The organism is Streptosporangium sp. NBC_01639 (assembly GCF_045209755.1).
Lineage (GTDB): Bacteria > Actinomycetota > Actinomycetes > Streptosporangiales > Streptosporangiaceae > Streptosporangium.
This window is the reverse complement of sequence record NZ_CP109272.1, coordinates 730,594-757,203: the sequence shown is the minus strand read 5'-3', so window position 1 is coordinate 757,203 and position 26,610 is coordinate 730,594. Positions and strand designations below refer to the sequence as shown.

The window sequence follows — 26,610 nt, the reverse complement described above, 5'->3', positions numbered from 1 at the left end:
ACCAATCTTGGCGATTGGGACGAGCGGCGGAGGGTAGGCCGGAAATAACCCTCAAAATTTCGTTTAGCATCGTGGTATGGCATCCCTGGTCGGTGAAGAACCGCTGTCCTTGACGCAGGAGCTCGACCTCATCGCGTTCGGTCAGCGCCTGAGACACCTGCGTAAGCAGCGCGGGCTCACCCTCTCTGACCTGGGCGAACGGGTCAGCCGTGCGCCGAGCCAGCTCTCTCTGCTGGAGAACGGCAAGCGCGAGCCGAAGCTGTCCCTGCTGAAGTCCCTCGCCGCCGCGCTCAACGTGCCGGTCGAGGAGCTGCTCCGCCGCCAGGCGCCGAGCCGCCGGGCCCAGCTGGAGATGGCACTGGAGGAGGCGCAGCGCGACCCGCTGTACGCCGGACTCGGCCTGGCCAGACTGAAGGTCTCCGCACGCGTCCCCAACGACGTGCTCGAACACATCCTGGGCCTCTACGGCGAGCTGCGCTCACGCCAGGCCAAGGGCACCGCCACCCCAGAGGAGGCGCGCGTCGCCAACGCCGAGCTCCGCCGTATGCAGCGCGAACGGGGCAACTACTTCGAGGAGATCGAGAAGGCGGCGGCCGAGGCGCTCTCCGCAGTCGGCTACCGCGCCGGCGCGCTGTCGCAGAGCACCGTCCAAGCCCTGGTCACCCACTTCGGCTACACCGTTCAGACGGTCCAGGACCTGCCCCGCACCGTCCGCTCCATCACCGACCTGCGCAACCGGCGCATCTACGTCAAGCACGAGCAGCTGGGCATGCACACCCCCCGCACGATCCTGCTGCAGACCCTCGGCCACCTCGCCCTCGGCCACCACAAGCCTCGTGACTTCGCCGACTTCCTCCGCCAGCGGACCGAGGCCAACTACTTCGCCGCCGCCGTGCTGGTGCCCGAGGCCACCGCCGTACCGTACCTGAGGGAGGCCAAACAGGACCGGGCACTGAGCGTGGAGGACCTGAGGGACGTGTTCGCCGTCTCCTACGAGATGGCCGCGCACCGGTTCACCAACCTGGCCACCCACTTCCTCGACCTGAGCTGTCACTTCGTCCGCAACAACGCCGGCGGGATCATCTACAAGGCCTACGAGAACGACGGCATCGTCTTCCCCGCCGACGAGCAGGGCGCCATCGAGGGTCAGCGGATGTGCCTGCAGTGGTCGGGGCGGCAGGTCTTCCACTCCCCGGACAGGTTCTCCGTCTTCTACCAGTACTCGGACTCGCCGACCGGCACCTACTTCTGCGTCGCCCACGTCGACCCCTCACGGGAACGCGACTTCGCCATCACCCTCGGCGTGCCGTACCGCGAGTCACGCTGGTTCCGCGGCAGGGAGACCACCCACCACACCAGGTCGGGATGCCCCACCGGCGACTGCTGCCGCCGCCCGCCCGCCGAGCTCACCCAGCGCTGGGAGGGCTACGCCTGGCCCTCGGCGCGCGGCAACTCCCACGTCCTCGCCGCACTGCCCCCGGGATCCTTCCCCGGTGTGGACGAGGCGGACGTCTACACCTTCCTGGAGCGTCACGCCGCCGAGTGACCCCGTGACAGGGTGAGTGACGGATGGCCGAAGAACCGGTAGGCGGCCCCTGTCGCGGGGGCCAGGCAGCGCAGGGAGCGCAGCACCTCGGCGGGGGGCTCCCCACTCAGGCAACGGCGGTAGAACTCGGGCGCCAGGCCGTCGTCGACCGGCCACAGCGGGGCGACGGCCCCGCTCGCGCCCGCGAGTAGGAACGCCTGGCAGTCTCCCGGATCCTCCAGGAAGACGAAGGACCCCTCGCCCATGCCCCGGCCCAGCTCCGCGGCCACCGAACTGCCGGCCGCGAAATGGATCATGTCCGGCGGATTGCCGAGCATGGCCAGTACGTCGCCGAACGCGGGGGCGACCTGGGTGGCCCCGTAGGCGGCGACCAGCGGGTGGGCCTCCGTCCCGCCGTGCACGACCGCCATGCTGTCGCCCCGCGCGCGCGTCGGCGGAGGCAGCTCCGGACGCCGCCCGCCGAGAGGCCAGCGGCCGGTCACCGTCTGGCAGTTCAGCAGGGCGGGGACGGTCCGGTCGAGCGGTTGTTCCAACGTCGCCAGCTCCCAGGGGATGTGCGGCTCCTGGGAGAGGATCAGCACGCTCGGGTGGCGCGGAGCCACCCGCCCGGCCACCGCGTTCAGCAGCTCCCAGAAACCCCGGGGAATCGCCGAGGCGATCTGCCGGCCCATGTCCTCGACATCCTGCGCCTGCTCCGTGACGTGCCGCCCGAACTCGGAGGTCCGCATCCCCAGGTCGCAGACCTCGGCCTGGTCGGGTGTGATGAAGTGCGGCGACTGATAGGTCCACCACAGCCGTCCCGGCAGGTCGCCGTGGACGATGACCGCCGTGACGTCCGCCGGTTCCCCGGTGTCGACCCGTACCCGGGTCCCCGCGACCGGTTGCGCGAGGGTCTCCTGGCCGATCAGACCGGGGGAGCCGAGCACCGCGAGCGCGCGCACGCCGAACCCGGTCACCTGGCCGCGGACGGCGTGGACGGCCTGGATCTGCCGGGCGGTCACCTGCTGCTCCTGGGGGAGGGCGACCAGCCGGACCGTCGCCTTCGGGTACGGCGAGGCCTCGTCGACGCGGAGCCGTACCCGCCATCCGCCGGGAGCCTCGAACCCCTCGGCGATGAGCTGGATGTCCAGATCGACCGGCTCGTGGCCGAAAGAAGCCGGCCGGCCGCCGGAGCCGGCGGTCGCGCCGCTCTCGGGGGAGGGGGCGGGCCCGGGGAGGAGACCCACCTCGACCTCGGCGCTCCAGCCCGTGACCACCTCGCCGGGGACCTCGATCAGCGGGAACGCCTCCCATCCCGGCCCGCTCGGAGCCGGCTGCCCGCGCTTTCTCCGGAGGGCGCCGGTCAGCCGGTTGAGCAGCGAGGGGCCGCGATCCGGTCCGGGGGGTGGTGCTCCGCGCGGGGGTGGGGTGCCCGGTCCGGGGGGTGGTGCTCCGTGCGGGGGTTGAAATCCCTGCTCCGGACGGGGCAGGTCGTGGGGAGCGGGGCCCGGCTGTCCCTCGGCCGCGGCCTGACCGTCCAGGTGGCGCAGTTGGGTGAACCGTTCCCAGGCGGGACCGTACTGGGCGATGAGCATCACGACGGCGTCGGCCAGTGGTTCCGGCTCCTGCCGGCCTCCCTCGGCCAGCAGCGGGTCGAGGCGCTCCCGTAGCTCCCCCGAAGCTTCGCCCAGTAAATGGTCAAGCTCGTCACGGACGGTACGGGCCGCCCTCATCACTGCCACCGGGTCCATTTCGCCCCCTCGTTCCGGTCTGGACCGATCCTCCCATCTACCGAGAGGACCAGGTTCAGGTACCCGGTGACAATCGGTGCCACATAGGGTGATAGGCGTGAGTTCCGAGGTGATGGAAAGGGTGAGCCGTGCTGCCTGAGGTGGAGGCATGGCTGCGTGGGCGCACTTCATCATCGGACGACTGGCCGTTGCCGTGGTTGCTGGAGGCCAAGGGGGACACGACGGTCAGCGTGGTGCTGCCCGCCCGCGACGAGGGGGAGACGGTCGGGGAGATCGTCGCCGCGATCCGGCATGATCTGATGGAGGCGGTGCCACTCGTCGACGAGCTGGTGGTCATCGACTCCCGCTCCACCGACGACACCGCGGCACGCGCCACCCAGGCGGGGGCCAGGGTGATCGCCCAGGACGAGATCCTGGGCGACCTGAAGCCGATGGACGGCAAGGGGGAGGCACTCTGGAAGTCCCTCGCCGTAACCTCCGGCGACCTGCTGGTCTTCGTCGACGCAGACCTGCGCGAGTTCCGCACGTCGTTCGTGACCGGGCTGCTCGGCCCGCTGTTCGGCGATCCCGGCGTGGTCTACGTCAAGGGCTGCTACGACCGGCCGCTGCAGAACGTGCAGAACGGCGGCGGCCGGGTCACCGAACTCGTCGCACGGCCCCTGCTCAACCTGCACTGGCCACCGCTGGCGGGATTCGTGCAGCCTCTCGCGGGAGAGTACGCCGGACGCCGGTCCGTGCTCGAACAGGTCCCGTTCGTCACCGGCTACGGCGTGGAGCTGGGCCTGCTGATCGACCTGCTCGAACTCGCGGGTCTCGACGCCCTCGCCCAGGTCGACCTGGGCGAGCGCATCCACTCCCACCAGTCGACCGAGGCACTGGGCGGCATGGCCGCCCAGATCCTGCAGACCGCCTGGTCCCGTCTCGAACGCCAGAACAAGATGATCTCCCTGCACACCCCGTCGCGACGGCTGGCCCAGTTCCGCCGGGGTCCGAACGGTCACCATCCGACCGTCCGCGACGTGGCCGTCGCCGAGCGACCCCCGATGATCACCGTCCCCGGATACCGCTCCCACGCCACGGACTGACCTTCCGGGCCACGGGAGGGGCGTCAGCTCACCGTGCCGTCCGTGAGCTTGTCGTCGGTGACAGCGCCGTCCGTGACAGCGCTGTCCGCCACTGCGCCGGACGGGGGCACCGGAGAGAGCTGTCCCACCAGATCGGTGGCACCGAGCATCCGGACCCGGGCCGGATCCAGGTCGCGGGGGTGCAACGCGTACACCTGCGCTCCGCAGGAGGGGTCGAGGTCGCCTTCGACGACCGCGGCGAACCCCACCTCCCCGGGCGACTCCCGGCTGTCGTCGGGTGCGGCGAGAGTCGTGAGACGGCCGGCGAAATCGCCCGTCGTCTCGGCCCGGCGGCGCAGGTAGCGGCTGGTCGTGCCGTCGCGGTGCCGTACGAGCACCGTGGACGCACGGGCGGCGGCGTGCCAGCAGGAGATCTCCCACAGGGTGACGCGGTCGCCGAGACCGAACACGTCCTCCAGTGCGGCACCCAGCCGGGCGAGCTGCTCGTCATTGCCGTCCGCCTGGTGGAAGACCCGGACGGCGGACAGGTTGAGGTCGGCCCAGCGCATCGTGCGTGACCACAGGTCCACCACGAGCGGCAGGAGGATCTTGGCAGGCCCGGTCAGATCGAACCGCTGTCGTACGGCGAGCGGGTCGAACAGCCCGTCGGGCGCGTCCATGAACCCGGCGAAGCCGCGGACGAGCCGGTCGAAAGGCACATCGTTGAAACTGAAGACGACCGGAACCGCGTAGCGGCCACCGATGGCGCGCAACGCGTCGACGTCCAGGTCGACGAACTCCGACGCGCCCAGCGGCTCGGGTGCCGAGGTCAGATCACCCGAATGGACGGCGGCACCGCCACCCAGCCGCAGGTTGGTGTAGTCGCACAGGCCGGCGAACCGCCACCGCTCGTCGAAGAGCGCCACCGACAGGTCCAGGTCGACCCGCTCCTCCGCGGGCTCAGCCCAGTGCAGGAACAGCCGGAGCCGTTCCCCGCCGGGAACCGGCTGGACGCTGCCGCGCGGCAGCCGCACCAGGGCCGAGGAGGCCGACCTCTCCGCGACCGGCGCCAGGAGGTCGGCCAGTCCCTCGTCGAGCACCGCCGTCTCCACCACGGGCAGCGCCGCGGCCCGGCGGAGCATCTCGGCGGTGATCGCGGACGACACCGCGGCGATCGCGTCCGCCGGGATCGGCGGGCGGGTGTCGGGCTCGGTCCAGATCTGGGTCGAGCCGCCGCGGGGCAGGAACATGCGGGTGCCGCCGGGGGGCGTGCGGAGCTGGCCGAGCGCGGCGATCAGCACGCCGGGGGAGACCTTCGGCGCGGCACCGGCCACGGCCTCGGCGAGCCGGTCCGCGGGGGCGTCGCGGGCCAGCCGGACGACACGTCTGAGCAGCTCACCGGGGCGCCGGGCGAGCAGTTCCAGCGCCCGCGCGTGGTCGCCGTCACGCAGAGCGGTCTCCACCGACGCGGCGAAGGTGACGGGGCGCAGCCGTACGCCGTCGAACCGCAGCAGGCCGGGATGTCCGGCCGCACGGTCCAGCAGTTCCCGGGCGAAGGGTGTGCCGGTGTCCAGCCGGGTGCCGCGCAGCGCGGCGAAGGCCAGCGCCGCATCCGGGTGACGCCGGTGCTGCTCGAACGGGTGCAGCACCTCGGCCATGTGCTTCCACGCCTCGGGATGGCGGTGCAGGTCCTCTGTCAGGTGCGGCACGGTCATCCGGTCGAGCCGGGCCAGCAGTGCCCGCCGTACCGGCCGCGGCAGGGACGAGCGGCGCGCCGGACGCCCGCGCAGGCCCGCGTCTCCGTCCATCAGCGCGTACAGCAGGCGCAGCACGTCGACGGCGCTGTCGGCGTGCCGGTCCAGCAGACCCTCCGGCACGCCGTGGCGGAAGGCCGCGGCCAGGACGGTCGCCCGGGTCTCGCGGACCGGTATGCGGTCGGGCAGCCAGCCGGCCGATCGGGGCCAGAAGCCCTCGACCAGGGCGGTGACCGCCGTGCGGTCCTCCCGGCGCAGCGGCGTCTGCCGGGCCAGCAGTGTCTGCAGCAGATCGCGGGCGCTCTCGGCAGGGTCGTCGCAGAGCCGGAGCAGGGTGGTGCGCTCCGGCCGCCGCTTTCTGTCGGCCTCGGCCATGGGGGAGTCGGACGGGCGCAGGAACGGGTCGTCCGGATCGATACGGCGGTGGCAGATCGGGCAGGCGCTGAAGTCCGCACCGTCCCAGCAGGCGCCGCAGACCAGGTGTGCGCAGGGCGCGACCGGGTGGACGGTGCCGGTCTCCCCGCACAGCACGCACGGCTGCTCCGGCTGCTGCAGCAGCAACGTGAACACTCGACGCACGTAGAACTCGAAGGTGTCGGCGGGGATGCTCGCCGGGAAGTTCCGGAACAGCGGAACGTGGTCCACGTAGCCGCCGAGTTCGGCCAGGACCGACCGGAGCAGGTGGCGGCCGGCGTTGGTCAGCTCGGCGCCGGTCAGCTCCCCCAGACGGCGGCGGAGCGGGGCGGACAGCAGGTAGCCGAGCCGCAGGAGATCGGCCTCCAGAGCCATCAGGCCGCCGGAGACCCCCGGCGCGGTGGTGACCGTTCGCCTCTTCTCGTCGCGCGGCTCGGGGCCGGTCGGCTCCGGTGCCGGTGACGCGGCCAGCAGCGCGGGGGCGACGAGGCGGCGGTGCCGAAGCAGCATCTCGGCCAGCCCGTCCATCGTGATCCCCTCTCGTGCCGGGAAGCAGGAAGGGGCGGAGAGCGGACGCGCTAGGTCTTTTGAATAAGAGTGAGAAGGAAGCACGTCCAGGAGCCGCCCCTTGGTCAGCGACTGTAGTGCGGGATCGGATGGTTTGTCGTATTGATTTCTCGGTGCTCGGTGCTCGGTGCTCGGTGCTCGGTGCTCGGTGCTCGGTGCCCGGTGCCCGGTGCCCGGTGCCCGGTGCCTGGAACCCGGAGCCCGGAGTCCGGAGTCCGAAGCTTGGCGGCGGTGTCCACCGACCCGGCTGTCGGCCGGTCGCCGTAGAGTATGCGGGGCCATATGACCGCCCGTCACAGAGAGGTCGATATCCATGGATGACGGACTGACATTGATGGCCGTCCACGCCCACCCCGACGACGAGGTGATCGGGACGGGCGGCATCTTCGCCAGATTCGCGGACGAGGGCATCCGCACCGTGCTGGTCACCTGCACGAACGGCGAGCAGGGCGACGGCCCCGGCGGGGTGAAGCCGGGGGACGAAGGCCATGACGAGGCGGCGGTGAGCGCACGACGGCTGGACGAGCTGCGCGACTCCGTGACCCATCTGGGAATCGACCACCTGGAGCTGCTCGGCTACCGGGACTCCGGCATGGTCGGCTGGGCCACCAACGAGACGCCGGACGCCTTCACCAACATCCCCGTCGAGCAGGCCGCCGCGCGGCTGGCCGCGCTGATGGAGCGCTACCGCCCGCAGGTCGTCGTCACCTACGACGAGAACGGCGGTTACGGACACCCCGACCACATCCAGGCCCACCGGATCACCATGGCCGCGGTCGAGATGAGCGGGATCCCCGCCAAGCTCTACTACACCGCCGTGCCGCGCGGACGGATGACCGAGATGTTCGACTATCTCCGCTCGACCGGTGCCGCCCCCGAGGACCTGGAGCTTCCCCCGGACTTCGGCACCCCGGACGAGCAGATCACCACCTGGGTCGACGTGGCACCCTACACGGAGCGCAAACGCAAGGCGCTGGAGGCGCACGCGAGCCAGGGCGAGAACATCTTCCTGCTGCGCATGCCCGCCGAGGCGCAGCACCGGGTCTTCTCCCAGGAGGCGTTCGTCCGCCACCTCAACCGCGTCCCCGCCCCCGACCGTGAAAGTCACCTCTTCGACGGGCTGCGGCCGGACCTCGCGCAGTGAAGGGGACGGGCTCTTCCGCGTCCGGTGCCGGCGCGCGGCGTGTGTATGTGAAGATCTGCGGGCTGCGCGAGCCCGAACACGTGAGAGCCGCCGTCGAGGCGGGCGCCGACGCGATCGGTTTCGTGCTCACCCGGAGCCCCCGGCGGGTCACCCCCGCACGGGCGCGTGAGCTGGCCTCCGCTGTGCCACCACACGTGCTGACCGTGGCGGTGTTCGCCGGTGAGGCTCCGGACGAGGTCCGGGCGGCCACGCTGGAGGCGGGGGTGCGCGCCGTCCAGTTGCACGGCGACCATCCGCATGACGACTTCACCGCGCTGAAGGATCTCGGCGTCACGCTGATCCGTGCCGGGGCCGCCGGTACCGACCTGCGCTGCGGCGCCTTCGACGAGGACCTGCTCATCGTCGACGCGCCCCGGCCCGGCTCGGGTGAGCCGTGGGACTGGGCGGCGGTGCGCGGGCGCCCGGAGGGCCGCTGGATGCTGGCGGGTGGCCTGGACCCGTCAAACGTGGCCGAGGCCGTCGCCGCCGCCCGGCCCTGGGGAGTGGACGTGTCGAGCGGCGTGGAGGTCGCGTCCGGGGTCAAGGACACCGCGCTCATCAAGAGCTTCGTCGTCGCCGCCCACGCCGCCGGTTGACCTCGGTACCAGGTTACGGGGTTGAGATCAGAGGGATTCGCCTACGCCGTGGTCCGCGGATGCGAGGCTGTCCCTCTGGCTCAGGAGGGGCCGCCTGCGGCCCCTTGGACGAGGTCGTTGCCGCCGACGACGAAGCGCACCTTCACGTCCGTGGAGTGGGTCGTGCCTTCGATCGCGCCGGCGACTCCGCGTACCTCCAACGGCCCGGTGCCGCCGTTGACGACGATGTCGGCGCCGAACACCTTGATGAAGACGCCCGTGTCCTCCGGCACGTCGAGGACCAGGTCGATGCGGCTCTTTTGGAGGAAGTAGCGCAGGGCGGACGACGAGGTGATGTGCAGGACGTCGCCCCGGACGGTGGCCTGGGCGCCCAACGTCGCGACATCACCGAGCGCTGTGACGGTCACCGTGTCGGTGTCGATGGCGTTGATCTTGATGTTGCCCCCCACGATGCGGATCTCGACCCGCTTTATCCAGCCGGGCTGGGTCGAGCGGAACACTTCCACCGTGCTGTCAGACGCCACCGTGGTCTCCTCGTGAAGGGATGACAGGGGATGCGTGCTCCTGATGGTCCCATGATGATCCACGTCAGCACAGATGTCCCGGTCCGGACCCCGAACAGGCCCTAGAAGTACACCTGTTGGACCGGTTTGGGCCGGCCGGGCGGGTCCGCCGCCACTGGTGCGTCATCGCCGACGGCCCCATCCCGCAGCGGGCCGCCTTGCAGGCCCGGCGCTCGGGTCGGTGTCATAGGCCGCAAAGTAGGGGTGTATCCCCAGGTCAGGACAGTGCGCCGATGCCTGTCGGAATCCGCTCACCGACCCGTTTGCCGATGTTGATTCTCGGCACGAGTTCTCGACGCTCACCACCTGCAACCTCGTAGTTTCCCGGTGGAGTATCGAGAGACGAGGGCCTACCGACACTACCGTGCGATTACACAGAGCTATTTTGTGTCCTGTGGCATGGACCCGAGCATCGGGCCCAATCGGCGTTCCCAGGCCAGGGCCGCGACTACACCAATGGCATAGGCGACCAGGTCCCATGGGTCGGGGAACGCGCCGACCAGGACACCACCGATGCCAGGCGGGGTCATACCTACTATTTGGTAGAACTCGACGGCGGCGGCGATCGCGGCCGTGGCAAGGGCGCGGCGTGCGGCGGTGGTGCGCCACAACAGCCCCAAGAACGCGTAGACCAGCATGGTGGCGCCGACGTCGCTCACGTAACCGCGGATGAACGGTTGTCCCGGGCCCCGGTAGAAGAGGACGAACGCGCCGACGGCGAGGGCGACGCCACCCAGAAGGACCATGGCACGGCGCATGAGATTGACATCTTCTCCGAATCTCAACGATCAGGACGAACCTGATCATAGAGCTCGTCCCGGCTGAGGCCAGCTTCGGGAGTAGGACGCCGGGTAAGGCCCGGTGCTCGGGTCCATGCCACAGGACACAAAATAGCTCTGTGTAATCGCACGGTAGTTTCGGCAGACCCTCGTCTCTCGATACTCCGCCGGGAAACTACGAGGTTGCAGGTGGTGAGCGTCGAGAACTCGTGCCGAGAATCAACATCGGCAAACGGGTCGGTGAGCGGATTCCGACAGGCATCGGCGCACTGTCCTGACCTGGGGATACACCCTTACTTTGCGGCCTATGACACCGACCCGAGCGCCGGGCCTTACGCTGGGGCAGCGCGGTCCGCGTTCAACGTGGGGCTTTGTCCGCCTCAACACGCTGAGGTGAAGTTTCGCATGAGAATTCAGACCACATAAGTCCCATATGGTCTGATCTCGCTATTTTTTCAGCGCATCATACTCCTTGGCGGGGAGGTATGCTTTGGCGTTCTTATGGGAGATGCTCATATATGAGTGGATTCGGCTTTCGACTGTCTTCTGCGTGGCGCGGGGCTATTGGGGCTTTGAACGGCAACAAATAGCTTAAAGTGATGCTTTTCACATCGCATGATCAATGAGCGGTACGCAGTGATCTCCCCCTCTTGCTTGGAGAGTCAAGGCCGAGGGGAGATTCCATGTCCCGCAAACATGCCGTTGTCGCCGACGGCATTCCAGCGATCGCCATGCTTGCGGTGACGGCCGCTCCGGGTTGCCACCCGGTCCCAGGCGCGAAGCGCTTCAGGCGCTGTCGCCGTGCGGAAAACACCGCTGGGCATGGTTGAGTCACCTCAGTTCGATCGTGGTCTCGGTGCCGCCCGAGGATCAGGCCCAATTGCCCCACGGGACCCGCCCGACCCCGCGCGAGGCGCGGTTCCAGGGAACGCTCGGTGGTGACTTCGGTGGCTTCTGGTCATCGGAACCGTCGCCCAGTCCCTCGTGGCAGAGACCACCGAATCCGCCGACCTTGTGCCGGGCGGATCTGTGCCGCCGTGAGCTGATGCATGGCGCACGGCGAACGCGATTCCGCCAATCGGCGGGACGAGAAGAAATGACACATCATCGATGGTTCGACCTGGTATGAAATGGTAAAGAAAGGACGGCTCTGTAATGAAATCCATCGCTCTAACCTCGATCTTTCACGATCTTCGTGTGGTCGGCTGAGGCATTCGGCTGAGGGTTGATTTCGCTTTCTGGTCAGCGTGGTGGCCCGGCTGTCGCGCCGGGTGGGCGGGGTTCCACTGGCCCGTTGGATCCTTCTTGCTTGTCGTGGACACGGGTTTTCGCTGGTCAGGTCGGCGCGGGCAGAGCCTGCAGGCGAGCGATGGCCGTAATGATCTGTATCACCCAGGGCCATCGGGCGGCCAGGCGCAGGCGGACGCGGCGTCCCCCGCGGACCAGCCGTCCGGCCACTGCCAGCAGGCGCAGTCGCAGGCGTTTGGGTTCGTAGCGGCGGGCCGGGCCGTCCAATGCGAGCAGCTGCATCCAAGCCAGGAGTTCGCAGGCCAGCGCGACGATCTCGCACCAGATCTGGTTCTGGGTGAAGTCGTGCAGGGGCAGGTTGGCCAGGCCGGTGTCCTTGGCGCAGCGGATGCGGTCCTCGCAGCGGGCCCGGCGGCGGTGGCGTAGTTCCAGGTCGGCGAGCTGGCCGTGCTTGGTGTTGGTGACGAAGCAGGTGAAGCGGTGTCCGCCCGAGTCGGTGAAGCGTAGTTGCGCGCCCGGGTGCGGGCGTTCTTTGCGGATGATGACGCGCATGCCCTTCGGCCATGAGGTCAGATCGAGCAGGCCGGTGATCTCGGCGACCCACGCGCCGGGCCGGACCTGGCCGCCCGCGTCGTAGGCCGGTGTCCACGCGGTGGCCGGGAGCCGGAGAATCGCGGCGCCGATGTCGTCGGTGAGGGTGAAGCCGATCGAGTACCTCAGCCATCGGCCGGGTCTGCTCAGCCAGGACAGGAACGCGTGGGTGCCGCCGCCGGCGTCGGCGCGGATCAGCACCTGACGGCGCAGGTGTGCCGGCAGTTGGGCTTGGGCCAGGCGGACTGCGGTGATGTGGTCGGCGGCGGTGTTGGAGCCGGCGTTGCCGGGCCGCAGTGTGATGGCCAGGGGTTCGCCGGAGCCGCTGCTGCCGTGGTCGGCGAAGACGGTCATGGGGTGGAAGCCGAAGGTCTTCTTCCAGGTGGGGGTCGCGTGTTGTTTGTCGGAGTGGGCGATGACGATGGTGGCGTCCAGATCGATCGGGATCGGTTCACCATCGGCACCGGGCGCATGTTGCCCGGCCAGGTGCCAGGCACGGGAGCGGGCGCCTGCGCGGGCGGCACGGATCGCTTTGAGCGCCCGGTCGGGGTCGGCGGCGAGCCGGTCGATGAGCCGGGAGACGGTCGGGTCGGAGGCGATGGGGCCGAACAGGTCGGGCTGGGAGCGCAGCAGCGCGATGTCGGCCAGGCAGTCGCCGCCCAGGGCGAGGGTGAGGGCGAGATCGGCGATGGTCTTGCCGGGGTCGTGGATCGCACGAGATGGCCGCCACCGCTGTAGGTGCTCCGATAGGGCCTGGTCCAGGCCGGTGACGCGCAGGGTTTCCAGCAGGAGCAGAGCGCCTGATTGGGAGACGAGACCAGAGCCGTCGGTGGACACAGTGATCTTGCGGTGGGAAGCGGTAGTCTTCACGTGAAAAGTGCCTCGTGAACTGGTGGGGACGGGACCTTCGACAAGTCCGATCCTTCCAGGTCACAGGCACTTTTCTCATGTAAACGATCAAGCTCAGCGAAATTCACCGTGAAAGCCCGAGGCTAACCCCAATTTGGGTGGCAATATCCGTTGCCGACTCGGGGGAGCTCTCACCGCCCTGGCCGTGCTGGGGGCTGTCGTCCTGACACCGCATCTCGCGAGTGCGAGGGCTGTGCCGCTTCCGGTGGATCTCGGGGCTGCCGGTGGTTTCGCGGTTCTGGGGGGAAGCACGGTCACCAATACCGGTTCCTCTCTCGTCACCGGTGATCTCGGGGTGAGTCCGGGGACGGCGGTGACCGGGTTTCCGCCCGGTACCGTGGTCGGAGCGGTGCACTCGGCCGATGCGGTCGCCGGGCAGGCCCAGAGTGATCTGACGGCCGCCTACCTTGATGCCGCCGGCCGGATACCGGATGCCACCATTCCGACGGAACTCGGTGGGACCACCCGGACGCCGGGTGTCTACAACTCCGCTGCGGGCACTTTCGGGATCACCGGGAACCTGACCCTGGATGCGCAGGGGGACGCGGATGCGGTCTTCATCTTCCAGACCGCTTCCACGCTCATCACCGCGTCGGCCAGCACGGTGACCCTCACCGGAGGCGCCCAGGCGCGCAATGTCTTCTGGCAGGTCGGTAGTTCGGCCACGCTGGGGACCGACTCCAGCCTCGCCGGAAACATCCTCGCGCTGACCTCGATCACCGTCACCACCGGGGTGACCGTGAACGGCCGTACCCTGGCCCGCAACGGCGCCGTCACCCTGGACACCGACACCATCACCCGGTCAGCCGGCCCCCTCTCCATCAGCGCACCCGAGACCGCGAGCCTGGGTTCCGCGACAGCCAGTGCCGACGACATATCGGCACGCCTCGGTGGGGTCACCGTGACCGACGCTCGCGGTGACCCGAGCGCCGCCTGGATCGCGACCGTCAGCTCGACGGACTTCACCACCGGTGGCGCCACAGCATCCGAGACCATCGCCAAAGGAGCCGTCGACTACTCTCCGGGCGCGACCACGAGCACGACCGGTGACGCGACGTTCACTCCTGGAACCACCGGTGACCTCGGCTCCGCACGTGTCGCCTTCTCCGCCTCCAACGGTACGGGGAACAACTCCGCCACCTGGAACCCGATGATCACTGTGACTCTGCCTGTCGGTGTTCGGGCCGGAACCTACACCGCCACCATCACCCACTCGGTCGCGTAGCGCCCCTTCCCGTGGTCGCTTACCGGGCTCGGCCCGGAACGCCGCCGGTGGGTGCGATCGCGGCCGGAGTGCGTCAGTGATCGCGTAACAGGCCGCCCGCGCCGTACACCTTCTCGTTGATCCCGTTGTCGCGCAGTGCCATCCACCAGGTGGCGGCGTTGATCGCGATGACGGGCTTGCCGAGCCACCGCTCGGCCTCGTCGGCCAGGCCGACCATCGACAGATTGGTGCCGCACTGCACGAGCGCGTCCACGTCGGCGGAGTCCACCTCCAGCAGGGCGGCACGCAACTCGTCCGTGGTCACATGGGCGATCGACACGGCGGTGGGACAACGCAGCCCCTTGATGGCCACAACGTCGAAGCCGATCTCGGTGAAGAACGTGACCACGTTCTCGTCGCCCACCGGCTGGTACGGCGTGACCACGCCGATCCGGCGGCAGCCGTACAGGTTCAGGGCCCGTTCGCAGGCCTCCGCACCGGTGGCGACCTGGAGGCCGGTGAGGTCGTTGATCTGCCGGACGAACTGCCGGTTCCCTTCGACGCCACCCCAGAACGTCTCGGCCGACATGCCCATGACCATGTAGTCCGGTTCGCAGGTCATCACCCGTTCGCAGGCCGCGCCGATCTCCTCGCGGATCTGTGCCAGCAGCCGCTCCATCCCCGCGTCTCCGGCCATGTTCTGGTCGCGGATGTGGATCCGGCTGAAGTGCGCCGTCACACCGGGTACCGTCATGCGGGAGAAGTCGGGTTCGACGATCGTGTTCGTGGAGGGGGCGATCACCCCGAACTTGCGCCGCCAGCCGAGTGCGTCGGTCATGCCACTTCCTCCGGTTGCGTTCCGGTACGGCCCGCGCGGGCCAGCCGTACCGAGGCGGCCAGGAACGCCGCCTGGGCGGCGGTGTTGCAGAGCTGCTCGACCCACTGGAGCGTGACGCTCTGGTCGGGTCGCGCGGCCAGCGGGCTGAGCACGAAGAAGCCGAGGAGCTGTACTCCGATCAGCCCCGCCGAGAGCGTGTCGCCCCGGTCGAGTGCCGCGAGAATCAGGTAGACGCCGCTGATGGTGCAGAACACGGTGGTGCTGACGAGGAGGGGGATCGTCCGGCCCGCCGCGAGCGCGCCCGCCGCGCAGGTCAGGGTCAGCAGCGGAACGAGCCAGGCCAGCCAGCGGGGCGTCGTCCCGGACCGGATCGTGGCCAGCACCAGGCAGAGCAGTCCGAACCCGAGTGTGAGCAGGGGGAACAGCAGGTTCTCCAGCCACGGCAGGTCGGGTCCGCCGAGCGCGACGATGAGCTTCCACCCCGCCTTCCCGAGGCCGCCCAGCCCGATCAGCACACCCGCGAGCACGATGAGGGCACCGGACCGGTGGCCGAGCCGTCCCCGGCCGGCCGTGGCCGCGTCGCCGGGCTCTCCGAACCTCCGGAGGGTGATCACTCCGGCCGCCGTCAGGACGACGGGGACGAAGTCCTCGACCGCCAGGGCGAGGGGATAGGCCGGAGGGCCCGTCATCGTCGCGGGGACGGGTCGGGGGCGGGGCCCCGGGCGCCGCCGGTCACGACGGCGACCATGCCAGGACACCGTGGACGACGGCGGACAGGACATTGCCGTCGAACAGCTCGTAGGCGACGGCCATGGTGGCACCGGCCCCCATGCCGGGCTCCGCGTCGATCATGAACTCCCGGCCTTTCAGCTTCCACACGTCCGTGAAGTGCAGGGAGGGATAGCACGCCCTGCCGTACGCCAGGGCGTTGCCCCATGCGCCGGGACCCTCGTAGAAGGAGCGGAAGCCGTCCCGGCGGACCTCCGCGGTGTACTCGCGCTCCAGCGCCCCCGTCCAGGTGACGTGCCGGCGGGTGCGGAGCAGGTCGATCGGCTCCAGGGCGATCGAGACGCCGACCGTCCCGCACGGCTTCTGGTCGGCACCCCACAGCTCGCAGGTCCCGCTGTAGGTGCCCGCCTCCTTGGTCGGCAGGATGTACGGCACCGCACCGCACCGCGTCTCCGACTCCAGGAGTTCGGCGACCCGCTCGGGGTCGCGCGTGTAGACGCCGTTGAAGACGCCCACGACGGCCGGCCCCTGGTGGAGGACGGACGAGTAGGCCTGTGTCCGTCCGTCCGGCAGCACCTGGTTCCAGGTGTTGAGGTCCACCTGCCAGCCGGGCCCGTAGTAGTGGGCGTCCACGAACGATCCGTACGGCTGACCGGTGCCGTGGAAATCGGGTCCGGTGTAGACGCGGTTACGGTCGGAGTCGACCACGCCGAACGCGAAGGGTGCCCCCAGCTTGAACTGCCCCGCCATCGGGCCGCCGCCGGTCAGGGCGCCGTCCATGACGTAGGTCGTCGCTCCGTTGTCGAACACCGACGAGCGGCGGATGTCCTCGAAGCCGAGCCACGTCCCGTCGGCCGCGAACAGCGAGGGCCGGCCGACCCACTCGCCGGTGATCCGCCGCTGCCACTCGCTCGGCTCGGTTCCCTCCGGCTCGGCGGTCACGGGAGGCGCGGCCCTCTCCGGGTCGGCGGTCGCGAGCGGCTCGGTCCCATCCAGGGCGGCGGTCACGAGAGGAGCTCCCCGCGTACGCGCTCGGCCTGGTCGGCGCCGAGGAGCCGGGTGACCTGGTGCCAGACGGGGTCCACCTCGGGGCTGAACAGGTTCGCCCGGTTGACCCGGTCGCGGGCGGCGAGGTCGCCCTCGGCCGTCACGCCCTTGTCGGCCAGTGCCAGCCAGTGGTCGAGGTAGGCGTCCACGGTCGCGCCGAGCCGGGTGAAGGCGTCCTCGGTGGCGCGGGCGACGACCATCCAGGGGGACATCATGGCCCGCTGGCGCGGTCCGACCGCGGCGGGCGACACCCCGTCGATCTCCCAGGCCGCCTCCAGCAGCGGCGTCAGCGGGAGGTGGGTGGTGTCCAGGTAGTCCAGGTGGGTGGCCAGTTCGACGCGTGGGATCAGGTCGAGGTGCATCGCGTGGTACTCGGACGATCTGACCGAGTCGAGCGTGAAGTGCGGCACGGCCGAATCGGCGGGGGTGAACGCGAAGATCATGTGACTGTCGAGGCCGATCGTCGGGACGACCAGACTGACCGTGACGACCTTGTCGACCCGGTCGGCCGGTTCGCTCCGCAGGACGCGCAGCCGTCCGACCGGTTGGGGGGCCATCGGGCTGGTGAGGGGGGTGTCGGCGGTGACCGTCAGACTCAGAGCGTCGGTGAGCCTGGCCAGGGTGCGGTCGCTCAGTTCGGCGGGAAGGCTCACGCGGAGACCTTTCTGATGGGGGGAAGGGGCATCAGGCGCCGGCCTCTCCTGCCGCCGTGGTCTTCTCCGCGGCGGCGCCCGCCTCGGCGGGCACGGTGGGGGCTTCCGTACCGGCTTCGCCGGAGCCGGGGAGCGGGCCGTCAGCAGAGGCGGTCCTGGGGTTTTTGCCGGAAACGGCGGGCGTGCCGTCGCCGCGGGCCTTGTGGATCCAGGCGCGGGCCAGTTCGGGGTTGTCGCGGCGGGCGGGGGAGGGGATGACGGTGGCGGTGCGGCGCGGGCCGTCACCGGTGATCACGTCATCGCCGCCGACCCACCAGCCCTCCTCGATGAGCTGCGCCCGCCTGCGCCGGTAGGCGACCTGGAGCGCGTCGCTTCTGATGTGCAGTTCGTCGGAGAGGTCGAACGGCAGCAGTTCGGGCCGCTGGGCCTCGACGATCGGCCGGTCCTGGTTCAGGATCTTGAAGATCCGCTGGATCGCGTTCCGGTCGGCCCACTTGCCGGTGAAGAAGTTCCGGTATCCGATGATCTTGATGAGGGTGCGGTCCTGGGAGATCGGGATGTTGAAGTCGTAGAGAACCAGGTCGCCGAGGGGCAGGCGGATGTGGAGCTTCACCACGTTGGGCAGGTACCACCCGTTGGTGACGACGACGTGCTCCGCCCTGGGTTTGCGCCTCGACAGCGCGCCCCAGGTGCCCTTCGGCGGCGGTGGGCTGAGTGGGATGTCGGCCTCGGCCATCCAGCCGTCCGAGGTGATCTCGAAGTCGGGGATCTCCGGCCTGTCCGGGTTGCCGAACGAGGTGCCGTGCACGAACGGGGTGTGGGCGGCGTCGACGGCGTTCTCCATCGCCCGCTCGTAGTTGGCCCGCATCTCCATCTCGCAGTGGACGGCCCGGAACGACGGGTCGTCGTGCTGCGGGATGTGCGGGATCGGCGGGCGCTCCTGTTCGGGCAGGTCGCCAAGGAACGCCCAGATCATCCCGTATCTCTCGACCACGGGATACGCGTCGACGCGTGCCTTCTTCGGGATGCCGCGGCCCGGGGGATTGGCCGGGATCTTCACGCAGGCGCCGTCGGGCTCGTACTCCCAGCCGTGGTACGGGCAGACCACGGTGTCGTCCTTCAGTGTGCCCATCGACAGGGCTCCGCCGCGGTGCACGCACAGATCGGACAGGCAGGCGACCGAGCCGTCACGCCTGCGGTACAGCACGAAGTCCTGCCCCAGGCAGGTCGCCTTGCGCGGTCTGCGCTCGACCGCGTGGCTGAACTCCAGCGCGTACCAGAAGTTCTTGAGCATGAGCGTGCTCCTAGCGCCGGCGGAACGGATCCGGTACGGCTTGTGCCGAGAAAACTTGATGAAGGTTGATTCCCAGGAACGCCGTGACGATTCGCGGGATCCGCTCGTTCACCCGCCGGGCCTGGGCAGGACGCGGTCGCCGCCCCACAGGCCGCGGACGAGGCGGTCGGTGGTCTCCTGGCCGAACAGGCGGACACCCATCACGTTGGCGGGGTCGCGGTCGGCGATGTTCCGCCGGATCGCGAGGTCACGTTCGGCGAGGGCGGCGCGTTCCTCCTCGGGTACGGCCTCCGCCTCGTCGACCCAGCGCAGCCACTGGTCGACCCGGGTGTGCAGCACCTCCCGGACGGCGTCGATGTTGGCCTGCGACCGGGGGAAGGAGTAGCAGCAGGCCGTGGGGGAGAGGCTGGCCCGGATGAATCCGGCGCGGCTGGTGAACCAGGTGAAGTCCGGATTCTTCTCCCGGTAGTCCAGCCAACTCTCCTCGTTGGGGGCGTAGTAGCGGTCGTAGTAGCCGGTGTCGGCCACCAGGTCTCCGCGGGGGATGTCGTCCACGTAGAACCAGCCCTCCGGCCAGACCAGCAGGGCGATCCCGAGATGCGGCACCCTGACCTGCGGCCCGAGCCAGACCGTGAGGTGCAGGTTCGCGAAACTCGCCTTCGGGTTGCCGATCCAGGAGTGCACCATCCAGTCGATCTCCGCACCGGTGTACGCGGTCAGGCGCCCGCCCGGTCCGTCGGGATACGTTCCATACGATGCCAGGTCCTCGGTCGACGGGTCCTGGACCAGGTCGAACCTGGCGTCGATCTTCGCTTTCAGCTCGGCGAGCACCTGCTCGAACTGCTGAAAGGTTTCGGTCACGTCCACAGCGGGCGATGCGTCGATCATCTGCTCGACGTGCTGGAGTGTCTCCTTCACCGGGCCTCCTGATCCACTATGGGAAACATCGTTTCCCTGGATGAAACGACTGTCAATGGTTCGGGGCGACGAGTGCGCCGGCCAGCCGCCACGGGCGGCCGTCCACGAGGTCGGTCCGCCGGGAGACCTGCCGGTTGACGGCCTGCGCCGGGAACACCTCTCCGTGCACGACCCGGTCGCCGTTCTTGACCGCCGTCACGATCGGGTGGCTGATCCGCCCTGTGAACGGGCCTTCCCAGGCCGTCCAGAGGGTGAAGTCACGCGGCGCGGCGAGGATGGCCCCCGCCAGCCCGCCGGGTCCGGCGTGCCCGGCCGCCACCACGTTCAGCCGGTTCTCCGCGGCGCGTTCAAGCAGGCCGAGCCGGAGTTCCCAGGTCTCCGACGGGGTGAACGGCACGGCCACCACATCGGCGTCCGCGAGCGCCGCCAGCCTGAACGTCTCCGGAAATATCGCGTCATCGCCGACTACGATCGCCAGCCGCCCCCATGGCAGCTCGAAGACTTCCAGGCCGGTCCCGAGGACGGTGGCCCACGGATGCCGTCCGGTGCGGTGGAGCTGGACCTGCCGCCCCACCACGCCTCCCGCGCCGATCAGCAGCCCCTCGTGCGCGGCGCCGGGTTCGTGCCATCCGCCGCCGTCCGGTGTGCCGTCGTGCGCGGTACCGGGTTCCTGCCGCCCGCCGCCGTCCGGTGTTCCCCTGCGCGCGGTACCGGGTTCCTCGCTTCCACCGCCGTGCGGTGTGCTCTCATGCGCAGTACCGGATTCCCCGCTTCCACCGCCGTGCGGTGTTCCCCCGTGTGCGGTGGCACCGGACGGCTTCCCGCTCTCCGCGGCCGGGCCGGGCGGGCGCGGCACGCGGACGCTGATGACGGCGTGCGCGTCCGTCCCCCGCAGGGCCTCGGCGACCTCGTCGGGTGACAGCCCGGCCAGCTCGGGCAGCACCGCCAGTTTCGCCCCGGCGAGGACCGCCTTCCGCAGGACCGTCAGCGTGTCCGCCGTATCCGTCGAGTCCACCGAATCCGCCGGATCCAGTGGTTCCACTGGATCCATGCCCGTGACCTCGCCGTTCCCACCGCGGAGGCCCTGCCCTGAGCCTGCCGGCGGATGGGTGACGACCACGACCGCCAGGTGACCGGCGCCTTCGGGAGCCGTACGGCCCCGGGGTTCGGCGGTGACGGGCGCGTAGAGGTCCGGGCGGCGGGCGGTGATGATGTGGGTGCCGTCGGGCCGGTGCCTCTCGTCGGCACGGGAGACGTCGATGTCGGCGACCACGACGGCTTCGCCCGTGCGGGCGGCCCTGGCGACGATCGTTCCGTCGGGGGCGACGATCTGGCTCTCGCCCGCGCCGTGCAGCCACTCGGGCGGGACGTTGAGGCCCGCCGCGATCGCGGGGAGCCGGTCGGCCGGGAGCAGGAGGCCGATCTTGTTGGCGGCCACGACCCAGACCCTGTTCTCGGCCGCCCGGACCGGTACGTGCAGACTCGCCTCGTCGATGGCGAACGAGTTGAGGCTGTTGAGCAGGATCTGTGCCCCCCGGAGCGCGAGTGAGCGGCACACCTCGTTGATGACGCCTTCCATGCACGCGTACATGCCGAGGCGGCCGAGTGGCGTCTCGATCACGGGAGAGGCGGTGCGGCCCGGGTCCAGGTGGTCGTTCTCGGCGCCCATCAGGGTCTGTTTGTCGGCCTCGCCGAGCAGCCGGCCATCGGGTCCGTAGAGCAGGGACGTCCCCGTCGTACGGCCGTACTCGCGGGCGAGGGTGACGCCGATCTTGATGTGCAGGCCGTGCCGTACGGCCCGCTCCGCGACGGCGGTCAGGAACGGGTCGTCCGGGCGGCAGGCCATCCGGTGGGCGTGGGCGCGGTCGTCGTACCAGGACAGGTGGTTGCAGAACTCGGGCAGCGCGACCAGTTCCGCGCGCTCGGCCGCCGCGGCGTCGATCATGCGCAGGCAGGCGGCCAGATTGGCGGCGGGATCCTGTCCCACCTCGAACTGCACAGCGGCGACACGCACCATCGCAGGCCTCTCGTTACCTCTAGAGAAACGCTGTTTCCACGACATAGACTCCCGCGAGAACCCGTCGTCTGTCCAGGGAGCGGCCGTGCTCACCCATGTCGTGTTGATGAAGTTCACCGACCGGACGGACGCCGTGACGGCGCGCGACCTCCTCGAAGGCCTCGCCGGGAAGGTTCCCGAGATCCGGTCCCTGTCCGTGGGCCTCGACATCGTCGGGTCCGAGGTCTCCTACGACCTGTGCTTCACGACCACCCACGACTCGGCCGCGGCGCTGCGCGGCTATCAGGAGCACCCGGCCCATCTGGAGGCCGCCGGCTGGCTCCGGCCGCGCCTGGCCGCCCGCGCCGTCGTGGACCACCTGTCGTGATCTCGCTCTGCTACGGGCTGGTCGCGACGCTCCAGATCTTCCTCGCCGTACGGCTCTGGCGGACCGGGGAGCGGATCCCCGCGGTCGTCGGGGCGGCCATGGCCTATGACGCGGCCGTGATCGGGCTCGGCGTCCTGGTGGGTGCGGGGGCGTTCCTGGAAGGGCTGAACCGGGGCAGGTTTCTCGGCCACGCCCTGCTGACCCCGCTGCTGGCCCTCTATGCCGCGCGGCTGTGGCACCGGCTGCGCCCGCTGCCGCGGCAGGCGTGGGTCGCCGTCGCCGTCGCCGTCGTCGCCCTGGTGGCGCTGGGGGTGGCCGAGTCGCCGCGACTCCTGGAGGTCCGGCGCTGGGCGGACACCGTCCGTTACGCCGCGGCCGACCCGCCGGGGCCGCCGATCCCCGCGCTGCTGACGATGGCCGCGCTGGTCGCGGTCGGTGTGCTCGTCTGGCGCGGGTGGGGTTCGCCTCTGCTCCTGGCGGGGGCGGTGGCCATGTTCGTCCTCTCCGCGGGGGCGGTGGCCGTACCGATTCTGGGAAACGTGGGTGAAGCCGTCGTGCTGGCCGTGATCCTGGCCACCGAACGCCTGCCTTCGTCCCGTGCTCCGCACGCTGGGAGCGGCACCTGATCCCCGGAGGTCGCGGGGAGATGCGCAACGGCCGCCCCACGCTGGGAGCGGCACCTGATCCCCGGAGGCCGTAAGGGGACGCGCAACGGCCGCCCCGCTCCTCTCCGCCCGGAGAGAAGCGGGGGCGCGGGGTCAGCTCAGGGTTTCGATGTCGGCCAGGCCGTCGTAGTAGGCGCCGCCGGGGTAGTAGGCCGGGTCGGGGGAGCCGGTGAGGTAGCCGTCACTCCAGTTGGTCGCCAGGGTCTGCAGGATCGCGATGTTCGGCGCCTTCGGGGTGCCGCAGGCCAGGGTGCCGACGCCGTCGGTGCTCGCGCCCTCGGCGTCGGTGTGCGCGCCCGTGGTGAGCCGGACGCCCAGGAACGGGCGGTCCAGCCTGTCCTGCAGGGCGCTGGTGCCGCTGCCGCTGTTGTTGCACGTGCCGTGCGGGGCGGAGACGGCCTGGATCGGCAGTGACGTGGTCTTCAGGCCGTCGAGGGCGCCGCCCAGGTTGTCGCCGACGAACGACTTCACCGGGTCGAACAGGACGAGCCCCCGGAGTCGCGCGAAGGCCTGAGGATAGGCGGTCCGGAGCCGGTTCGCCACGTACGGCACGGCCTCGCCGCCCGCCGAGTGGCCCGCGAAGACCATCGCGGAGGGCAGGGCGAGCCCGGACCGGCCGGCTCTGGCCTTCGCGTCGGAGAAGCTGCGGCCGAGCTTGTCGGCCGGGTCGGCGGCCTTGCCGAACAGGTCGGCGACGTTGTCGAGGTAGTCGGTGTTGTTGCCGATGTTCTGCAGCGTGCAGCCGAAGATGCTGGCGCTGGGCAGGCTGGGCGCGAAGACGAGGTAGCCGTGCTCGGCGTACTCGGTGGCCAGGTCGGCCACATGGTCGTTGGCGCGGACGAAACCGTGCTGCAGCCAGACCAGGGCCTTGGGCGTACCGGCGGGGAAGTACCAGTCGCTGCTCTGGTTCTGCGTGGTGAAGGCGCAGCGGATCTGGACGGTGTTCTCGATCCTCGTCACCGCCGCGTGGGCCGGGGCGGGGGCCAGTACGGCTGCCGTGAGGACGGCGGCGGACAGGGCGGAGGCGGAGCGGGGGATGCGCATGGGCGGCTCTCCATTCCTCTGCTGTCTCCACTAAGGAAACGGCGTTACCATCACTTGAAGCACAATCTCTACCAGAAGAAGGTTCTCGTCAATGCGCTTCCGCCTGCGGCGCCGTTCTCCCGGGGCGACCTGCCGGTCCGGTCGCGGGCGTTCACCCGTCAGGGCGGAGAGAGGCGATCATGGAGGAGCGGAGCAGGTGGGTGCGGGCCGCCTCCGGGTCGGCGGCCAGGGCACGCAGCCCGGCGCGGTGGTCCGCGCCGGACCTGATGCGCTCCCAGTTGGCGTGGCTGGCCCGTTGAACGTGGTCGAGCGCGACCGTCCGCCGCCGTGCCGCCGCGTCGTCGAGCACCCGGCCGGGGGCTCCGGCGATCACATCGGCCAGTGCGGTGCCGAGCACGACGGCGTCGTGGATGCCGCTGTTCATGCCCATCCCGCCGAGCGGATTGTTGACGTGCGCGGCGTCGCCCGCCAGCAGGACGGGCCCCCGCCGGAAGGACGCCGCCACGCGCTGGTGGACCGGGTAGAGGGACGCGTGCGCGACCTTCCACGGCCGCCCCGGGTCGGCGACCGTGCGCAACCGGGCGGGGAGGCGGGCGAGTTCCGCGTGGTCGGAGGTGCCGGCCGGGGTCGGGAGGAGCACCCGCCAGTGGTCGGGGGTACGGAGCAGGACCAGCCACTCCACCGGGTCGGACACGTAGTTGATCGGCCCGATCCCGGGTATCAGCCGGTCCAGGTCCTCCTCCACCGACGCGACGAGGAACCGCTCCGGGTAGGTGATCCCGTCGAAGGGGACGCCCAGTGCGAGCCGTACGGCGGAGTGGGCGCCGTCGGCACCGATCAGCCAGTCACCGCCGATCCGCTCCGCACCCGGTATGTCGCCACCCGGTATGTCGCCCCGGGCCTGGTCCCGGGTCCCTGCCGAGGTGCCGTCCTCTGTCCCGCCCTGCGGCTCTCTTGAGGTGCCGCTCCGCGTGCCGCCCCGTGGCTCTATTGAGGTGCCGCTTCGTGTCCCGTTCCGTGCTCCGCCGGGGCCGGTGGTCACGGTCACGCCGTCACCGGTGAGGACCACATCCCGTACGGCGTGGCCGAAACGGACCTCGGCGCGGCCGTCGAGGGCGGCCAGCAGGATGGGGGTCAGCTTGCTCTGCTCGCACTGCACCCGGAACGGGTAGGGCGTGTCCGCCGCGAGCACCGCCAGGTCGAGCTCGGCGACGAGGCCCTCCGTCCTGTCGCGGTACTGGAAGGTCGACGCGATGACGCCGCGCCGCATCAGCGGGTCGAGCACCTCCAGTTCGGCGAGCATCTCCAGGGTCGGCGGGTGGAACGTGGACGCCCGCGACTCCGTCGCGAGGCCCTCACCCGCCTCCAGGACGACCACCTCGGCCCCGCGCCGCGCCAGGACCAGCGCGGCCGTCAGCCCGACCGGCCCCGCCCCGGCCACGATGACCCGCCTCATGACGCGGTGTGCAGGGCGAACCCGCCCTCGACGCCGACCACCCGGGCCCCGGTGAAGAAGCGGAGCGTCTCACCGGTGCCCTCCTCGCCGAGGCCGGACAGGGCCCACGCGGGGCGCGGGGTCATCAGGTGCAGGCTCATGATCGACGATCCGTTCACCTTGACCTCACCCGCCCGGATCCGCCGGGCCACCGCCAGCGCCGCGTCCTCGTCGGCGCCGCAGACGTAGCCCTCCAGCCCGTACGGCACGGCGTTGGCCAGCACGACGGCCTCCTCGACGTCGTCATAGGGGACCACGGAGGCCACCGGGCCGAAGATCTCATCCTCCAGGTCGGCCCCGGTGACCAGGGTCGGCGCCAGGAAGTTCCCGTGCCCCGGCATCCTGCCGTACGGCGTCGCGGTCCCCGCCAGAGCGGCGACCGCCGTCCGGACCCGGCTGAGATGGCGCGAGTGGACCAGCGGGCCGAGGTCGGTCCGCTCGTCGAGCGGCGGGCCCGGCGTGAGCGCGGCGAGCCGGGCACCCGTGGCCTCGATGATCTCCGCCGCCCGGTCGCGCGGCACGATCAGCCGGCCGAGTGCCCGGCACCACTGGCCGTTCAGCGTGGTCAGCAGTTCGGCCGCCATCCGCGCGGCCGGCTCCACCTCGGCGTCGGGCAGCACGACGAGCGGGTTGTTGCCGCCCAGTTCGAGCTGGAGCGGGCGCAGCAGGGGAGCACCGGCCTGGGCGACCAGCCGCCCGGCGGAGAGGCCGCCGGTGAAGGAGACCGCCCGGATCCGGGGGTCGCCGACCAGGTGCGCGCCGGTCTCCGGGCCGCCGTGCACGGACTGGAACATGCCGTCGGGCACGTGTTCGGCGATCACCTCGGCGAGGAGCTGCGAGCCGTACGGGGCGAACTCGCTGACCTTCAGGATCGTGGGGCAGCCCGCCGCGAGGGCGTTGGCGACCTTGTGCGCGGCCATCGGAGCGGGGGCGTTCCACGGCACCAGGCAGAGTGCGGGGCCGAGCGGCAGCCGGTGGACCTCCACCTGGCGGCCGTCCTCGCGCGTCGCCGTGCCGTACAGGGCTCCGTCCCTGATCTGGGCGGCGGCGAGCCGGAACGAGCCACTGATGATCATCCCGAGCGGAGTGGTCTGCCGGATCGGCACGCCGGTCGCGAACGACTCCAGGGTGACGATCTCACCGAGCCGCCGGTCGAGGGTGTCGGCGATCGCCTCCAGGGTCTCCGGCCCGACCCGTCCGGTGGCCTTCTCCGCGGTGCCGAGCGCGCGCTCGACCTGACCGGACGAGGTGGCGAGGGCACGGGCGACGGGCTCGCCGGTCGCCGGGTCCTCCAGGTCGAAGCCCAGGTCGCCGGCGGGTTCGGTCCATTCACCGGCGACCAGGTCGCGGATGGCGGGGAGGTGGGTCATCTGGGCTCCCGGAAGGGCGGCAGGC

22 protein-coding genes are annotated in these 26,610 nt (G+C 70.4%); 7 read left to right on the top strand and 15 right to left on the bottom strand.

What is annotated here, in order from left to right; translation table 11 throughout:
* Positions 1-76 precede the first annotated feature (76 nt).
* Entirely contained in the window at positions 77-1,546 is a 1,470-nt protein-coding gene (locus tag OHA77_RS03405; protein WP_406316063.1) for a helix-turn-helix domain-containing protein, read from the top strand.
* Here the strand turns inward: OHA77_RS03405 and OHA77_RS03400 are convergent.
* On the bottom strand, positions 1,531-3,276 hold the full coding sequence (locus OHA77_RS03400) for a hypothetical protein (protein ID WP_406316061.1): 1,746 nt from the start codon (positions 3,274-3,276) through the stop codon (positions 1,531-1,533). The two genes, OHA77_RS03405 and OHA77_RS03400, sit on opposite strands and share 16 nt — an antisense overlap.
* 128 nt (positions 3,277-3,404) lie before the next feature.
* Between OHA77_RS03400 and OHA77_RS03395 the strand changes: the two genes are divergently transcribed.
* Positions 3,405-4,361 carry a glucosyl-3-phosphoglycerate synthase gene (locus OHA77_RS03395; RefSeq protein WP_406316059.1) on the top strand — a complete coding sequence of 319 codons (957 nt, stop codon included), beginning with the start codon at positions 3,405-3,407 and terminating at the stop codon, positions 4,359-4,361.
* 23 nt (positions 4,362-4,384) lie between these two features.
* Here OHA77_RS03395 and OHA77_RS03390 read toward each other — a convergent pair whose 3' ends face one another.
* Positions 4,385-7,036, bottom strand: a complete 2,652-nt coding sequence (locus OHA77_RS03390; protein WP_406316058.1) for an MXAN_6230/SCO0854 family RING domain-containing protein — start codon at positions 7,034-7,036, stop codon at positions 4,385-4,387.
* 352 nt (positions 7,037-7,388) lie between these two features.
* Here OHA77_RS03390 and OHA77_RS03385 point away from each other — a divergent pair, with 352 nt between their 5' ends.
* Both OHA77_RS03385 and OHA77_RS03380 read left to right on the top strand, forming a co-directional pair.
* Positions 7,389-8,219, top strand: a complete 831-nt coding sequence (locus tag OHA77_RS03385) for a PIG-L family deacetylase (RefSeq protein WP_406316057.1) — start codon at positions 7,389-7,391, stop codon at positions 8,217-8,219.
* Between the two features lie 41 nt (positions 8,220-8,260).
* Complete coding sequence (locus OHA77_RS03380; protein WP_406316055.1) at positions 8,261-8,854, top strand: phosphoribosylanthranilate isomerase; 594 nt, start codon at positions 8,261-8,263, stop codon at positions 8,852-8,854.
* 80 nt (positions 8,855-8,934) lie between these two features.
* On the opposite strand, the gene OHA77_RS03375 is transcribed toward OHA77_RS03380, so the two are convergent.
* The 3 genes from OHA77_RS03375 to OHA77_RS03365 all read right to left on the bottom strand — a co-directional run bounded on the left by OHA77_RS03375 (position 8,935) and on the right by OHA77_RS03365 (position 12,905).
* On the bottom strand, positions 8,935-9,378 hold the full coding sequence (locus OHA77_RS03375; protein ID WP_406316054.1) for a hypothetical protein: 444 nt from the start codon (positions 9,376-9,378) through the stop codon (positions 8,935-8,937).
* 419 nt (positions 9,379-9,797) lie between these two features.
* Positions 9,798-10,175, bottom strand: a complete 378-nt coding sequence (locus tag OHA77_RS03370) for a DUF2809 domain-containing protein (RefSeq protein ID WP_406316053.1) — start codon at positions 10,173-10,175, stop codon at positions 9,798-9,800.
* 1,356 nt (positions 10,176-11,531) lie between these two features.
* Positions 11,532-12,905, bottom strand: coding sequence for an IS1380 family transposase (locus OHA77_RS03365; protein ID WP_406316051.1), 1,374 nt, complete (start codon positions 12,903-12,905; stop codon positions 11,532-11,534).
* A gap of 184 nt (positions 12,906-13,089) precedes the next feature.
* Here OHA77_RS03365 and OHA77_RS03360 point away from each other — a divergent pair, with 184 nt between their 5' ends.
* Complete coding sequence (locus OHA77_RS03360; RefSeq protein ID WP_406316049.1) at positions 13,090-14,169, top strand: ice-binding family protein; 1,080 nt, start codon at positions 13,090-13,092, stop codon at positions 14,167-14,169.
* 73 nt (positions 14,170-14,242) lie between these two features.
* On the opposite strand, the gene OHA77_RS03355 is transcribed toward OHA77_RS03360, so the two are convergent.
* The 7 genes from OHA77_RS03355 to OHA77_RS03325 all read right to left on the bottom strand — a co-directional run bounded on the left by OHA77_RS03355 (position 14,243) and on the right by OHA77_RS03325 (position 21,644).
* Complete coding sequence (locus OHA77_RS03355) at positions 14,243-14,986, bottom strand: arylmalonate decarboxylase (protein ID WP_406316047.1); 744 nt, start codon at positions 14,984-14,986, stop codon at positions 14,243-14,245.
* Positions 14,983-15,675, bottom strand: a complete 693-nt coding sequence (locus OHA77_RS03350) for a hypothetical protein (protein ID WP_406316045.1) — start codon at positions 15,673-15,675, stop codon at positions 14,983-14,985. The genes OHA77_RS03355 and OHA77_RS03350 overlap by 4 nt, the downstream gene beginning before the upstream one ends.
* Before the next feature lie 43 nt (positions 15,676-15,718).
* Positions 15,719-16,723 (bottom strand): hypothetical protein, encoded by a 1,005-nt coding sequence (locus OHA77_RS03345; protein WP_406316044.1) that lies wholly within the window; start codon positions 16,721-16,723, stop codon positions 15,719-15,721.
* The gene (locus tag OHA77_RS03340) at positions 16,720-17,415 is read right to left on the bottom strand and encodes a hypothetical protein (RefSeq protein WP_406316042.1); all 696 of its coding nucleotides are present in this window, start codon (positions 17,413-17,415) and stop codon (positions 16,720-16,722) included. Before OHA77_RS03340 ends, OHA77_RS03345 begins: the two co-directional genes overlap by 4 nt.
* A 31-nt stretch (positions 17,416-17,446) precedes the next feature.
* Positions 17,447-18,709 carry a Rieske 2Fe-2S domain-containing protein gene (locus OHA77_RS03335; protein ID WP_406316041.1) on the bottom strand — a complete coding sequence of 421 codons (1,263 nt, stop codon included), beginning with the start codon at positions 18,707-18,709 and terminating at the stop codon, positions 17,447-17,449.
* A gap of 108 nt (positions 18,710-18,817) precedes the next feature.
* Positions 18,818-19,627: an oxidoreductase gene (locus OHA77_RS03330; protein WP_406316039.1), complete on the bottom strand. Its 810-nt coding sequence runs from the start codon at positions 19,625-19,627 to the stop codon at positions 18,818-18,820.
* Between the two features lie 52 nt (positions 19,628-19,679).
* The gene (locus OHA77_RS03325) at positions 19,680-21,644 is read right to left on the bottom strand and encodes a nitrilase-related carbon-nitrogen hydrolase (protein WP_406316037.1); all 1,965 of its coding nucleotides are present in this window, start codon (positions 21,642-21,644) and stop codon (positions 19,680-19,682) included.
* Positions 21,645-21,729: 85 nt separating this feature from the next.
* Between OHA77_RS03325 and OHA77_RS03320 the strand changes: the two genes are divergently transcribed.
* Both OHA77_RS03320 and OHA77_RS03315 read left to right on the top strand, forming a co-directional pair.
* Positions 21,730-22,011 carry a Dabb family protein gene (locus OHA77_RS03320; protein ID WP_406316035.1) on the top strand — a complete coding sequence of 94 codons (282 nt, stop codon included), beginning with the start codon at positions 21,730-21,732 and terminating at the stop codon, positions 22,009-22,011.
* Positions 22,008-22,637 carry a hypothetical protein gene (locus tag OHA77_RS03315; RefSeq protein WP_406316034.1) on the top strand — a complete coding sequence of 210 codons (630 nt, stop codon included), beginning with the start codon at positions 22,008-22,010 and terminating at the stop codon, positions 22,635-22,637. Before OHA77_RS03320 ends, OHA77_RS03315 begins: the two co-directional genes overlap by 4 nt.
* Positions 22,638-22,769: 132 nt before the next feature.
* On the opposite strand, the gene OHA77_RS03310 is transcribed toward OHA77_RS03315, so the two are convergent.
* The 3 genes from OHA77_RS03310 to OHA77_RS03300 form a co-directional block, all read right to left on the bottom strand.
* The gene (locus tag OHA77_RS03310; protein ID WP_406316033.1) at positions 22,770-23,720 is read right to left on the bottom strand and encodes a hypothetical protein; all 951 of its coding nucleotides are present in this window, start codon (positions 23,718-23,720) and stop codon (positions 22,770-22,772) included.
* Positions 23,721-23,871: 151 nt separating this feature from the next.
* Positions 23,872-25,176 (bottom strand): FAD-dependent oxidoreductase, encoded by a 1,305-nt coding sequence (locus OHA77_RS03305; protein WP_406316032.1) that lies wholly within the window; start codon positions 25,174-25,176, stop codon positions 23,872-23,874.
* Complete coding sequence (locus OHA77_RS03300) at positions 25,173-26,585, bottom strand: aldehyde dehydrogenase family protein (RefSeq protein WP_406316031.1); 1,413 nt, start codon at positions 26,583-26,585, stop codon at positions 25,173-25,175. The genes OHA77_RS03305 and OHA77_RS03300 overlap by 4 nt, the downstream gene beginning before the upstream one ends.
* Positions 26,586-26,610: the final 25 nt, after the last annotated feature.